The sequence below is a fragment of the Arthrobacter endolithicus genome (genome assembly GCF_026627425.1).
Lineage (GTDB): Bacteria > Actinomycetota > Actinomycetes > Actinomycetales > Micrococcaceae > Arthrobacter_M.
Genome location: NZ_JAPNLH010000013.1, coordinates 78,507 through 91,633 on the forward strand (window position 1 = coordinate 78,507; position 13,127 = coordinate 91,633).

The 13,127-nt window shown below is 61.9% G+C and carries 8 protein-coding genes; 2 read left to right on the forward strand and 6 right to left on the reverse strand.

The genetic code is table 11. The features are described 5' to 3' along the window. Nucleotides 1-20 precede the first annotated feature (20 nt). From cysN to OS914_RS12590, 4 genes are read right to left on the reverse strand one after another with little or no spacing between them, the layout of a single operon-like run. Complete coding sequence (gene cysN, locus OS914_RS12575; protein WP_267546407.1) at nucleotides 21-1,268, reverse strand: sulfate adenylyltransferase subunit CysN; 1,248 nt, start codon at nucleotides 1,266-1,268, stop codon at nucleotides 21-23. Continuing rightward, nucleotides 1,268-2,188 (reverse strand): sulfate adenylyltransferase subunit CysD, encoded by a 921-nt coding sequence (gene cysD / locus OS914_RS12580; RefSeq protein ID WP_267546408.1) that lies wholly within the window; start codon nucleotides 2,186-2,188, stop codon nucleotides 1,268-1,270. The genes cysN and cysD overlap by 1 nt, the downstream gene beginning before the upstream one ends. Next, nucleotides 2,185-2,991 carry a 3'(2'),5'-bisphosphate nucleotidase CysQ gene (locus OS914_RS12585; protein ID WP_267546409.1) on the reverse strand — a complete coding sequence of 269 codons (807 nt, stop codon included), beginning with the start codon at nucleotides 2,989-2,991 and terminating at the stop codon, nucleotides 2,185-2,187. Before OS914_RS12585 ends, cysD begins: the two co-directional genes overlap by 4 nt. Nucleotides 2,992-3,034: 43 nt before the next feature. Beyond that, complete coding sequence (locus OS914_RS12590; protein WP_267546410.1) at nucleotides 3,035-4,579, reverse strand: sugar transferase; 1,545 nt, start codon at nucleotides 4,577-4,579, stop codon at nucleotides 3,035-3,037. 450 nt (nucleotides 4,580-5,029) lie between these two features. Between OS914_RS12590 and OS914_RS12595 the strand changes: the two genes are divergently transcribed. Both OS914_RS12595 and cysC read left to right on the forward strand, forming a co-directional pair. Beyond that, nucleotides 5,030-6,019: a sulfite exporter TauE/SafE family protein gene (locus tag OS914_RS12595; protein WP_267546411.1), complete on the forward strand. Its 990-nt coding sequence runs from the start codon at nucleotides 5,030-5,032 to the stop codon at nucleotides 6,017-6,019. After that, complete coding sequence (gene cysC / locus OS914_RS12600) at nucleotides 6,016-7,344, forward strand: adenylyl-sulfate kinase (protein ID WP_267546412.1); 1,329 nt, start codon at nucleotides 6,016-6,018, stop codon at nucleotides 7,342-7,344. The genes OS914_RS12595 and cysC overlap by 4 nt, the downstream gene beginning before the upstream one ends. Nucleotides 7,345-7,368: 24 nt before the next feature. Here cysC and OS914_RS12605 read toward each other — a convergent pair whose 3' ends face one another. Together OS914_RS12605 and OS914_RS12610 are read right to left on the reverse strand one after the other, a co-directional pair. Further along, nucleotides 7,369-10,083 (reverse strand): helix-turn-helix transcriptional regulator, encoded by a 2,715-nt coding sequence (locus OS914_RS12605; protein WP_267546413.1) that lies wholly within the window; start codon nucleotides 10,081-10,083, stop codon nucleotides 7,369-7,371. A gap of 328 nt (nucleotides 10,084-10,411) precedes the next feature. After that, on the reverse strand, nucleotides 10,412-13,108 hold the full coding sequence (locus tag OS914_RS12610; RefSeq protein ID WP_267546414.1) for a helix-turn-helix transcriptional regulator: 2,697 nt from the start codon (nucleotides 13,106-13,108) through the stop codon (nucleotides 10,412-10,414). Between the last annotated feature and the right edge of the window lie 19 nt (nucleotides 13,109-13,127).

Genomic DNA, 13,127 nt, shown 5'->3' on the forward strand with positions numbered 1-13,127 from the left:
ATTTCCCTAACGGGCCGGCTCTATGCGGAGAGGATCATTCCGGCCCCGACGGTGTTGTTGGTGTGTTCGTCGATGAGTACGAAGCCACCCGTTTCGCGGTTACGCCGGTACTCGTCCGTCAGCAGCGGCGTCGTGGTGCGAAGTCGTACTCGCCCGATCGAATTCAGCGTGAGCTCCGCACTGGATTCATCGCGATGCAGGGTGTTTACATCCAGCGCATACTGGACCGATTTCACCAGTGCCCGGGTGTTCCGGGTGGTGTGTTTCAGGGCGAGTTTCTGTCCCGGCCGCAGCGGCTGATCGCTCATCCAGGCCACCATCGCGTCGATGTCCTGGCTGACTCTGGGCTGGTTGCCCGGGCGGCAAATCATGTCGCCTCGGGAAATGTCGATGTCGTCTTCCAGCCTGACGGTGACGGACATCGGAGCAAACGCCTCCTCCACCGGTCCATCAGCGGTTTCAATGGAGCTGATCCGACTCGGCAGCCCGCTGGGCAGGACTATGACTTCGTCCCCTGTGCGCATCACTCCGCCGGCGATTTTTCCGGCATATCCGCGGTAGTCGTGGAACTGGCTCGAATGCGGCCGGATGACACACTGAACCGGAAAGCGCCCGTCCACCAGATTCCGGTCACTGGCGATGTAGACGTTTTCCAGGTGATTGAGCAGCGAGGCGCCCTCATACCAGGGCATATTTTCGGAGCGGTTAACTACATTGTCCCCGTGCAGTGCCGACACCGGAATCACGGTCAGATCGGTTATCTGCAGCTTGGCGGAAAATTCGATGAATTCCCGCCGGATGTCCTCATAGACTTCGCGGGAGTAACCCACCAGATCCATCTTGTTCACGGCCAGCACAAGGTGCGGGACCTGTAACAGCGAGACCAGGAACGCATGCCGGCGGCTTTGCTCCACCAGACCCTTGCGGGCATCGACCAGAACGATGGCCAAGTCCGCCGTGGACGCGCCCGTCACCATGTTGCGGGTGTATTGGATGTGGCCAGGTGTGTCCGCGATGATGAACTTGCGGGCGGGCGTGGCGAAATACCTGTAGGCAACATCGATGGTGATGCCCTGCTCACGTTCGGCCCGCAGACCGTCGGTGAGCAGCGACAGTTCGGTGTATTCGGTCCCCATCTCGCGGCTGACGCGCTCCACACTCTCGAGCTGGTCAGTGAAAATGGATTTCGAGTCGTACAGCAGACGCCCGATCAGGGTGCTCTTGCCGTCGTCGACGGATCCTGCGGTTGCAAACCTGAGTAAATCCATTAGAAGTAGCCTTCTTTCTTGCGGTCTTCCATTGCTGCTTCACTGACGCGGTCATCTCCCCGGGTTGCGCCGCGTTCTGTGATGCGGGTGGAGGCGACTTCTGCAAGTACTTTTTCAACCGTGTCCGCTTCAGAGCGGACGGCTGCCGTCAGCGTGGCATCGCCGACGGTTCGGTAGCGCACGGATTCCCTAAAGGTCGGTTCGGCGGCCGTTGGACGGCAGAACTCATTGGCCGCGAACAACATGCCGTTGCGTTCGAATACCTCGCGTTCATGCGCGTAATAGATGGAGGGGACCTCGATACCCTCGGCCGCGATGTACTCCCAAACGTCCAGCTCGGTCCAATTGGACAATGGAAAGACGCGGATGCTTTCTCCCACGTGCACCCTGGCGTTAAACAGATTCCATAGTTCCGGCCGTTGCTTTTTGGGATCCCATTGACCGAATTCATCGCGGAAGGAGAAGATGCGCTCCTTCGCCCGCGCCTTTTCCTCATCCCGGCGTGCGCCGCCCAGCAGAGCGTTGAAGCCATGCTTGTCCGCGGTTTCCAGCAGGACTGGCGTCTGAGTCCGGTTCCGAGTCCCATTGGGCTCCTCCCGCACCACACCCCGGTCGATGGCGTCCTGGACGGAGCCCACCACCAGGTTCAGCGAATGCTGCGCGACGATCCGGTCGCGGAAGGCGATCACCTCCGGGAAGTTGTGCCCGGTATCGACGTGAAGGATGACCATCGGCACCGACGCGGGGAAAAAGGCCTTCCTGGCAAGGTGCAGCATGACCAAGGAGTCTTTACCGCCGGAAAACATCAGGGCCGGACGTTCAATCTCGGCAACAACCTCACGGATGATGTAGATCGCTTCGGATTCCAAGACCTCCAGCTGCGACAATATTCGTTTGGGGCTCTCCACCACGTCACTCACCTGCTCTTTCTTTCGGACCCGCTGCTGGCCAGCGTGGCATCTTTGATGATCCGAAGCAGTGGTTCGCTCAGTTCACGTCTGCAGACCAAAAGGTCGGGTAAATAGGGATTTGCCTGGTTGTAGCGCAGCGCAGATCCATCGATTCGGCTGGCATGGAGCCCGGCACCGCGGGCTACCGCAACAGGTGCCGCGGAATCCCACTCGTACTGGCCGCCGTCGTGCAGGTATATGTCGACTTCGCCGCTCGCCACGGCGCAGACCTTGTAGCCGGCCGAACCCATGGGAACCAGCTCCGCGCCAATTTCTTCGGCCACTAACGCTGCCAGCGCCGGCGCCCTGCTGCGCGAGACCGCCATCCGCAGCGTCGTGTGCGGTGCCGCCACCGCCCCCGGCCGGGCCGAGCTGCAGATCATGTCCAGTCGGGGCAGGGCCACAGCACCGGTTACCAGCTCGCCCGCGGACCAGAGCGCCACGTGGATGGCCCAGTCCCCCCGGCCCTCTGCGTATTCCCGCGTCCCGTCCAGCGGGTCGATGATCCAGACCCGCTCGGCGTTGAGCCTGCCCGGGTTGTCCGCTGCTTCCTCAGAGAGCACCAGGTCATCGGGTCGCGCCTGATGGAGCGCTTTCTTCAGATACTCCTGTGAACGGCTGTCCCCCTCGGCGCCGAGCGTGCCGGAGCCGCTGCGCGCTGCGCGTTTCTGTAATGCAAGGAGCACTTTCCCGGCGCCGTCGGCGAGTGCACAGGCCAAGTCATCATCGGACAATTTTGTGCTGAGAATGGTGTTCCGCCTGAGCAATATCATGGTCCCCCCTGATTTTTTCGTTGCTGTTTATTCGTTGCTGCGGTTAATAAGCGCCAACCGGATTTTTGAGCATCCTCGCGGTGCGCCAGAGAATAATAAGATCGCCGGCGAGAGACCAGTTTTCGACGTAATACAGGTCCAGCCGAACGCTGTCCTGCCAATTCAGGGCCGAACGCCCGTTGATTTGCCACATTCCCGTCAGGCCCGGTTTGATGTAAAGCCGACGATGGACACGGTCCTTGTATCCGTCCACTTCGCGCTGCAGTGGGGGCCTGGGGCCCACCAGGCTCATGTCGCCGCGCAGCACGTTCCAGAGCTGGGGAAGTTCATCAAGTGAATACCGCCGCAGCCATTGGCCGGCCCGTGTCACGCGCGGATCATCCTGCATCTTGAACAACACACCCGCGCCCTCGTTGCGCTCAAGGAGGCCGTCGAGCTCATCTTCCGCGGTCACGACCATCGAGCGGAATTTGAAAATCACAAATTTTTCTCCGGCGCGGCCGATCCGTTCCTGACGGAAGAGAACCGGACCCGGGCTGTCACGGTGGATCAGTACCGCGAGCACGAGGAAAATGGGGGCGAGGACCAGCAACGCGGAAGCGGAGAGAACCACGTCCAACAAACGCTTGACCACGTGCTTTGCTCCTGCGTACTGCGGAAGTTCCACATGCATTAGCGGTAGTCCCTCCACGGGACGGGAGTGGATGCGGGGTCCGGCCACGTTTGTCAGTCCGGTGGCGAGGACAAGTTCGGTTCGGGATTCCTCGAGCCGCCAGCCCAGCTTCTGCACGTAGCTGCTGCCCCGCTTGAGCGGACCCGCCACGATGACCGCATCTGCTTCAAACCGGCGGACCGCGTCCACCACAGAATCGATGGTGGACACGACCGGTACCGCAGTCGAGCCGGCAATGACGCTCAAGCGAGAGTCGCTGCTGGGCAGAGCCGCACCCACCACCTGGTAAGCGGCGCCTGATTTCTTGTGAATCTGGTTTATGACGTAACGGACATCTCTGTGCCGGCCCAGCACGATGACTCGGGAAAGGTAGTGGCCGAAGGCGCGCTGGCGCATCAGCCAGCGCCTTAGCGCCCAGCGTGACAGGATGAGTCCAACCACCCCCAACGGAACGGCGAGGGCGAAGTAGCCTCTGGCAATATCTACCTTGAAAACCAGGAAAGTGATGGCCAGCAGTCCCAGCAGCGTTGTCGTAGCGCTGATAACCCGCTTATATTCATCCGAACCAGTTCCCACTACGCGCGCATCCCGGCTGCCGTAGACACCGAGCACCAGCATCCACGCCGCCGCTATCGCCAGCGAGAGGAATCCGTAGCCGATTCCTGACTGACCAACGCTGACGTCGATATCCCTGAAACCGAAGCGGCCTATCTGGGCTGCTAAGGAAACGGCGACCAAGACGGTCGCATCACTGATGCACAAAAGCGTGTGATACTTCGTAGCCCATTGCTCACCGGAGCGGACCGTGGCGGCTGCTGACCGTGGATGTGCCGAACGGTTCGCCGGGTAGTAGCGCGCCGGTGACCGCAGGTCTACGCCGGCGCCGAGGGAAGCCGAGTCGTCAAGGGGGCTCATGCGAGGTGCCCTCCGGTTTCGCGGCTAAAGCGGCCCGGGAGAACAACAGCGAGGGTAACCCGGGCGGGAGTAAGGGGGACCGACGACGGCTGGGGGGAAGTCTTGGTCTCAGAAGACTCCACCGCCGCCGGCCCCGAATGTGGGGCCCGCAGATTACTGTGCGAGCGAAGCTGCAGTGCAGCCGATGGGACAAGTTGGGCGGTTGAAGATAAGCACATAATTCGAGACCTGCTTCGTACCCGGTAGGTGGTTGAGCGGATACCCCAACGCTATTTGCGACGTTCCTGCAGGGCACGAGTATCCGCTACGCGACTTCATTCCCGTGCCTACCGGCCTTTTGCGGCCGGATACCTTGTCGTGGACTTGGCTGAGGATGCGGGACTACTTGGTACAGGACGCGATTACTCCTTACCCGATGAGCGCCCTACGCCTGTGCATACGCACGGGTGGATGGCAAAATTTTTGTTTATGGACTTCATGGTCGTAGTAGCAGCCTTTCTAGTGGCCATAGTCGTCGGATTGACGGGCATGGGCGGCGGAGCCCTCATGACACCGGTTCTGGTATTGGTCTTCGGCGTCCCGCCGCTCGCTGCAGTGTCAAGCGACCTGGTGGCAAGCGCCGTGATGAAGCCGATCGGATCGGTCGTCCACCTTCGCCGCAAGACTGTGAATCTTCAACTGGTCAAATGGCTGGCGCTGGGCTCGGTGCCGGCAGCGTTTTGCGGCGTGCTGGTCCTCAAGGCGCTAGGTCCGGGTGCGGCCGTCCAAGAGGGAGTCAAACTCGCTCTCGGCTGCGCACTGCTGTTGGCCGCCGTCCTGCTGGTTGTGCGTTCGTATCTGCGGCTGGCAGAGCGCGCGCGGAGCCGGAACGGAAAAGGTCCCAAGCCCCCGCAGGACCGCCCCTTCGTCCTGGCGCGTCCGTTGCCGACCGTGCTGCTCGGCGCCATCGGCGGTCTCGTCGTGGGAATGACCTCGGTAGGTTCCGGCTCGATCATCATCATCGGGCTGATGATGATTTATCCCGGGCTCAAGGCAAGCCAGCTGGTAGGCACAGATCTGGTTCAGGCCGTGCCTCTGGTGGCTGCGGCCGCAATCAGCCACTCATTTTTCGGTGACCTGGATCTCGCCCTCACACTGCCTCTGGTTCTGGGGAGCATCCCGGGCGTCTATTTGGGAGCGCAGCTGTCCAGCCGGCTCTCCGGCGGGTTCATACGTCGGGCTCTGGCGTTTGTCCTGCTCGCATCCGCATTGAAAATGCTGGGATTGGACAATATACCGACGGCAATAATTCTCGGCGCTGCCCTGTTGGTGGCGCCGGCCCTGTGGATGTTCATCCGCAGATACAACGGTCTTCCGGCTCTGGCGGTCACCGAGCACCGGCTGCGCCAAAGTGCGGCTGTCAACGCAGAACATGCCCTACCCAATGGGGGATCAAAATGAGCAGTTGGATCGGCGCCGACCAAATACCGGTGCACGCCTTGGCCGGACCCGCGCTGGATGAGTTGGAGCTGCTGCTCGGCGGGTTGCTGGCGCCGGCTCACGGCTACGCTCTCCCGAACGGGGCACCCGGCAGCAGGACGGATGTCTTTACCCTGGCGGTACCGTCAAGCACCGGAGAAAAGGCACGAACCGGCGGCCTGCTGTTCCTCACCGACCCGGACGGGACACCGTTGGCCCGGCTCACGGTCACCGCGTCACTGCACGCCCCAAGGGCAGTGATCTACCTGGCCGGCGAGCTGGCTGCCGTGCGCCCGGCCGAGCACCCCCCGGCCAGGGAACTGCGGTTGACCGGCCCGTTGCCAAAGCTGGAAGGACGCCGCACCCTCCTGGCCGCCTTTTCCGCACAACCCGAGGCCGCGCAGATGGCCATGACCGCAGCTACAGCCCGACGGGAAAACGCCGATATCTGCTTCGTTGCCGTTTGCGGTTCCCAGCCGCACGGGCGCTACTCGGTCACTGCTCTGTTGAACAGTCTGGAACAGTGCGCTGCCCAGCTTCCCGATGCGTCGGTCGGACTGCTGATCATGCCTGCCCCTGTGGATGCTCCCGACCGGCAGGGCCGTCGACTGCGCAACCATGTGCTCGCGAACTTGAACGCGGACCTGACGCTTGACTTTACCGAACTAAATGAACCCCCGAAAGGCAGCCATAAGCTGCCATCCGAGGGCTCGGGCCAAGGCACCGTCGTCTTCCTGACCGGGCTCTCCGGCTCTGGGAAGTCGACCATTGCGCGCGCACTGACAGCCCATCTGCAGGAACGGGCGGGCCGTCCGGTGACGTTGCTGGACGGGGACGATGTCCGCAGGCTCCTCTCCTCCGGCCTGGGGTTCAGCATGGACGACAGGGAGACCAATATCCGCCGCGTCGGCTGGGTGGCATCGCTCATCGCCGGATCCGGAGGAATTGCCGTCTGCGCCCCGATTGCCCCCTTTGATGCCACTCGACGCGAGGCCCGCGCCATGGCTGAGAAGGTTGGGACGTTTTTGCTCGTCCATGTTTCCACGCCGCTGCAGATATGTGAGCAGCGCGACAGGAAAGGCCTGTACGCCCGGGCGCGGGCCGGCAGTTTGCCGGACTTCACCGGAATCGATTCGCCGTACGAAGTCCCCGAAGACGCCGACGTCGTCATTGACGCCGGGTGCACCAGCGTTCAGCAGGCAGTGGAACAGATCTGGGCGGAGATGAACCCGGGTGCGTTACCGGAGCCGGACGCTGTGGAGGCCTGGGGTGTCGCCCCAGGCCTCCACCTTTCCATGGCCCGGTGACTACCGGCTTCCTTCCGGCCCGGCTCAGACAAAGGTGCCTTTTAGCTCCGCTCTGGAGGTGACCTGGAGCTTTCCATAGATCTGGTACAGGTGTCCTTCGACCGTCCTGACGGAAATGTGCATCTTAGCCGCGATTGCACGGTTGCTGACGCCTGCCGCAGCCCAGGCCGCGACTTCCTGTTCCCGTGCTGTGAGAGCCTCGCCGTCTTCGTTGGATCGCTTGATGGAAGCGAGCTTCTCCAGACTCCCGCGAATAATCTGCTGAGCAGCCCTCATCTGATTGCGGTCTACGGCGTCAGCAGCAAACTTTAGCGCCGAGCGGGCGGCATCACGAGCGAACAGATCGTCACCGCAGTTGGCCGCCACCTCCGCAACCGTCGTCAACACGGCTGCATCCATGGCCAGTAATCCGGTTCCGTACTCTTTGCATTGCACTGCAAACGGTCCGTCAATACCCGACGCCACGTCAATCAGGCGCTGTGCCCCAGTGGCGCTGCCAAGGCGGACTGCCGCACTAACAAAGAGGAGTTCGGTAGACGTTGCCTGACACCGGCGCTCCTGATCGGCAAGGCTGAACAGCCGCACAATAGCCTTTTCCTTTGAGGCCAGCTCCGCGGTAGCCAGCACTTGAAAGTACGCGCACGCGCTTGCCAGCATCCGTGATAGCGGGCCCGTAGGAGTGTTGCCTTCGTTCAGGTACTGCAGGGCGCGGTCATTGTCACCCTGTAGCGCGTACGCATACGCCACAGCGGCACCGGCAAGTGCCGACGTGCCGTCAGGATCCAGCTGGCGAAGCTGACTGGCTGCCGGCAACAGATGCTCCAGGGCCTGCTGCGTGCGGCCACGATAGGCAAAAAGCAATCCCTCACCAAGTTCGCCAAATGCCGCGGCACGTGCACCGGTGAAGGTACAGGAGTACATTGCCACGTCCCGAACAGCCCGTGCCGGTGCTGCAGAACCGGTCAAAATGGCAAGCAGTATGGCCGAGTCTGCAACGTCCCAGCAGGCCGGAAGTATGCCGTCCTCGGCAGTCTGCGCGCTCATTTCGCGGGCGAGCCTGACGGCTTGCGTTTGCCGCCCCGTCAGCATCTGCGCCTTGCAGAGCAGTCTTCCTGCATGTCCTCGTCGGTCCGGGCGGCCCCCTGCCCCCTGAATTCTGACCAGCTCAGCCGTAAATTCCAGGTACCGTCCCGCGTGGATAGCCAGCTCCGCACGCGCCAGGACCAGATCCTCGTAAAGACCAGCAAGGCTCAGTGGATCCACGCCTTCCCGGCCCCGGGCGAGCTGGGCAGCCACCCCGTCGAGGATTGCCTGCGGATTCGGTTGCTGCGTGTCCGAGCCGCCGGCAAGCCTGGCGCGCAGGAGTTGCAGCTCAACCCACCGGTCCAGCGGTAGATGGTCCGCATCCAGGTCTGAGGCGGAAAGCACCCTGCGGGCTGCCTCCGTCTGGCCGAGCGCTATGAGTGCATGAGCCTCTACCCCCAGCGCCTCTAACCGATTACCGCGGTCGCGGAGAACACCGACAAGACTCAGGGCAGTCTCAGGGTTGCCGCTGGCATTTGCCAGCCGGGCCGCCCGCAGAGCCGATTCCGGCGCCAGCGCCAGTCCGCAGCTCACGGACCATACGGCCATGGACAATTCCTCGACCTCAAGTACATCCGTCGCAGCCATAACTGCGGCAACGTCGCGATGGAGGTCCCTACTTCTTCCCACCGGCACTTGTCTGCGGAGGATGTGGCCGATCAGACGGTTGGCGATTCTCACACGGGACGGCTCGCCTTTGGTGATGTCCAAATAACCGCGTTGCTGAAGTGTATTAATGGCCAGCGGATCACTGACGCCCAGCAGATGGTCCAGAGTCAGCCCCCCGGCGAGCGCCAGGACATCCATGACCAGACATTCCTGAGCTGAGAACGAGTTGAGCGAGGTCATCACGGTATCCGCGACGGCGGCACTGTATTCAAAAGGCTTACCGCTGAGGACCCATATACCATCCTGCTGCACGATGGTCTGCAACGCTATTTGTTCAGGAAGCAGGACCTCCGCGAAGCGTGGATTCCCGCCACTGGCTTCCCACATTGCCTCGGACAGCGCCCGCGAAACCTTCGCATCGAGCGCGGTGACAAGCCACTGTGCCGTTTCATCCGCGGTGAACGGTAAGACTTCAATCCTGCGCACCAGGCCGTCCTTCCACAGCCCAACTACCCCACCGGGGACCCTCGCCAAATCCTCACATGCAGCCAGCAACCGCACGGTGCCATTTGCGGTCAGCTGGCTGACTATCAGGGCCGTCTGTTCGTCCAGGTATTGAGCGTTATCCACGCACAGGACGATGCTGCGTCCGTGCGCCTTGTTGCGCAACAATGTGGTCAGTCCGCGCAAAACCGCCAAAGGGTTACCGACCGCGTCTTCATCCAGCTCGTTGAGCAGCGAGCTTAGGGCACCGTACGGTATGTCTGCAGCCATCGTGTTGCCCCGTATTTGGACAAGCTGCACATTCTCGCCCAGCTGGGCTATCGCTTTTCGAGCGAGGAACGTCTTTCCGGCTCCGTATTCCCCAACAAGAATCACCCCGCATTTGCTGCCATCATTTAAGACCGTCACAATATCTTCGACGAGTACTTGCCGATAAAATGAGGAATTTTCGATCTTTCGGCCGATACTTCTGAATAGCGAATCGCGTGAAATTGAATTGCCCGCGACGGCAATACCCGAATGCAGCATTTTTGAGACCTTCATATCCAGTTGGCGGTGTATCTAAACCAAACTTACGAAAGTCCTTCTTGCATGGCACGAGTGGAAGGTACTCTATTTCCCAGTGTTCTCACAGAATTCCCGGTACGGGTGTACTCAGTATTCTGCGGGTTCCGGCGGCCTGACGGGTAAGTAGTGCTGAGCGGCCGCAGCGTTCTCGATAGTGGGCCACCCTAAGCTCTGGTCCTGTGAAAGTCGAGATCGGCGACCTCGCCTACCACGACTTTTCGGTCGGGCATCTTGACCACGATGACGGTCGCGGCGCCGGCGCACCAGATACGGTAAGCCGCCGAGCGGGGCATGAATCCCTGGGCTAATAGGATTGCAGCCCGGCGACGAATCCGAGCTCGGATCGTCCGCTAATGCCGAGTTTGGCGTAGCTGCGGTACAGATGGCCTTCGACTGTGCGCACGGACGAATGTAACTTTTCGGCTATTTGCCGGTCGGTTAGACCTTCGAGGGCCAAAGAAGTGATTATCTGTTCCCGGCGAGTCAGGATTCGTTGGCTGTTCGCCACGTTCGGCGACCACCCCTCCGGATACCCCAGCTCGGTCATGCAGGCCTTCAGCCCAGTCTGCGCCCAGCCAGTTTTCGGGGTATCTCCGTCGCGTCTGGACAATCGGGCTGCCGTGCCGAAGCATTCGGCGGCCAAGGGCGTCAGCCCGATGGCGCGCAGCGTTTCTGCGGCGCGGATGAAGTCAGCAGCACCGCCGCCGTCGAGCGCCTGCCCGTAAGCCAGCAGAGCGGCCGCCCACGGCCCCTCACAGCCCGCAGCAACCGCGCAAAAGCGTGACAATCGGGATCTGTCATTGAGGCTTAAACACAGGAAGAGTGCGTGCAGCTCGACGGCCTTGGTTGCCTCGGCGGACAGCCGTTCCGCTAGTTCATGCAGTTGGCCAAGCCCGACCCCGTCATGGCTGCAGTGCTCCTTCCCCGCCGCCACAAATGCCTCGGCGTACCAGCGCGTGAGCATTGATCCACCCTGCTTCGCCGCCTCGAAGTCACCTAGAAAGTCCCGCGCGGTATCCATCTGTCCCAGTGCCGCGGCAGCGAAGAAGGCCATAGCTGCGGCGAGCTGAAAGAGCTGTTGCGGATCGTTGTTGCGGAGTACTTCCACTCCGGGGAGCACAAGGGCCAGGGCCTGCGCAGGGCGTTGCTGCCGTAGGAGGAGAAAACACTTGGCAACGTAGAACCCGCCGCCAAATGGGATCAGCCCAAGCCCGGAGTCCACAACAAAGCTCTCCAGAGCGGCGTCCACACCCTTCCAATCACCGGCTTCGAGCAGGCAAAATACGAGCCGCAACGAGATGATCTCGGCGAAAAAATAGACCTGCTCAGATTTCCCCGAAAAGAGTCCGTCTGCCCGCTCCAGCAGGATGCGCGCCTGCAGAGGCAGCCCGCGGGCGCACAGCCATTCGGCCCGCACGACCAGGATGAACACTTCTGTCTCCGGCGTCCGTAACTGCGCAGGTGTTACCTGCTCCTTCAAGGCCAGCAGCTTATCGCCCAGAGCGCTGAAGTCTCCCTGGGCGGACAACGCCATCAGCTCGAGCAGAGTGCTAACGTCCTCAATTTCCTGCAGGATCTGTGCCGACTCTTCCGGATGGGCAGCCGCAACTCGTTTCCCTGCGAGCCGCAGCCGGTCGGCATCAGCAAACAGGGATGCGGTCGGGTGCGCCAACGCCAAGCGGATGCTCCCCCACAAGAGGCTGCCGACGCGGAGATCTTCTACGGTGGACCCCATCGCGAAAACGGGCCCTAACAGGGCCTCGGCGGCGGCATAGTCCCCACAGTTGTAGTGCGTACGGGCAATGATGGCTTGGGCCCGCTGCTGATGTTCCTTCCCGATAATCTGGGCCGCCGCCCGCCGCGCCAGAGCATTATCGAAGCGCTGGCTGGCCTCAGTTGCGGTACGGATCAGTAACCGATCCGGAACCGCCAGGCCACAATCCAGCGCCCAGCTCACCCGCCGCAACGCAGCTTCCGCGGCCACAGGTTCTTCGGCCAGCTCTGTCAGTAATTGCGCGCGGAGAACCAAACTCCGGGGCACCGATACCATGGTGCGGATCGCTTCGCCGAACAGGGGGGTCCAGAGCCGCAGGACCTGCTCGGCGTCGCCGGTAAGCCTAATCAGCTGGTGCTCAACCAATGCCTCAACGGCTGCTGTGCCACTGATAGCCAGCACCGCTTCACGGCTTACGGGCTCGGCGAGGGCAACCAACTGGAGGGCCTCACGTTCGGCTTCGGAGAGGCGCAAAAACCGGCGCCGCAAGGTATCCCTCAGCCCGGCCCCGCGGGGCGGGGAGCCGGCGAAAAGCCAAACGCCGTGTTGGGACACCAAGCTTCCCGATTCGCGGGATTCATCCAAAAGCACCTGCACCAACATGGGATTTCCCTGCGATGTCCGCCACAGAATATCGCTGCTGCTGGCCGCCACTGGTCCGCCAAGCACCCCTTGGCACATCTGATTGACCTGATCGCGGCTCAGCGGCGGCAGCTCAAACCGCTCGGCGATTCCTTCATACCACAGCCTGGCCAGATCATGCGGCGGCCCGGGCTGCGGATGGGCGGTGATCAGGACTTTGGCCCAGCCGGCCGTGGCGAGTTCCCCAATGACTCTGGCGCTGCCTTCGTCGAGGTGATCAGCATCGTCGACAACGAGCAGCAGAGGCCGGGACCGGAGGTGGTGGACCTGTTCCAGATGTGTCCATAAGGTGCGCAGGATCGACACCGGCGAATTAGCTTCCTCGATCGGCAGGTCCGTCAGAAACGCTGCCAGGACGCCGAAAGGCACCCTGGCGAGCGATGCGGTCGCATGGACGGTCACCACGGACATGTCCGGCTGCAGTACCTTGGCGACCATGCGGCTGGTCACCGATTTTCCGAAACCAGAATCGCCGAGGAGGAAGACGACACCCGTTCCGGTCGAGCGAAGAGCGTTGGCTGCACCGGCCACGATGCTCTCCCGGCCAATGAGAATCTTCGCGCTGGGCTCTGCGGGAACGGTCATTGGGCACATCCCAAAGACG

Coding starts and splice junctions, on each gene's coding strand:
- cysN (WP_267546407.1), bottom strand. CDS start 1,268: ATGGATTTACTCAGGTTTGCAACCGCAGGATCCGTCGACGACGGCAAG.
- OS914_RS12585 (WP_267546409.1), bottom strand. CDS start 2,991: ATGATATTGCTCAGGCGGAACACCATTCTCAGCACAAAATTGTCCGAT.
- OS914_RS12590 (WP_267546410.1), bottom strand. CDS start 4,579: ATGAGCCCCCTTGACGACTCGGCTTCCCTCGGCGCCGGCGTAGACCTG.
- OS914_RS12595 (WP_267546411.1), top strand. CDS start 5,030: ATGGCAAAATTTTTGTTTATGGACTTCATGGTCGTAGTAGCAGCCTTT.
- cysC (WP_267546412.1), top strand. CDS start 6,016: ATGAGCAGTTGGATCGGCGCCGACCAAATACCGGTGCACGCCTTGGCC.
- OS914_RS12605 (WP_267546413.1), bottom strand. CDS start 10,083: ATGAAGGTCTCAAAAATGCTGCATTCGGGTATTGCCGTCGCGGGCAAT.
- OS914_RS12610 (WP_267546414.1), bottom strand. CDS start 13,108: ATGACCGTTCCCGCAGAGCCCAGCGCGAAGATTCTCATTGGCCGGGAG.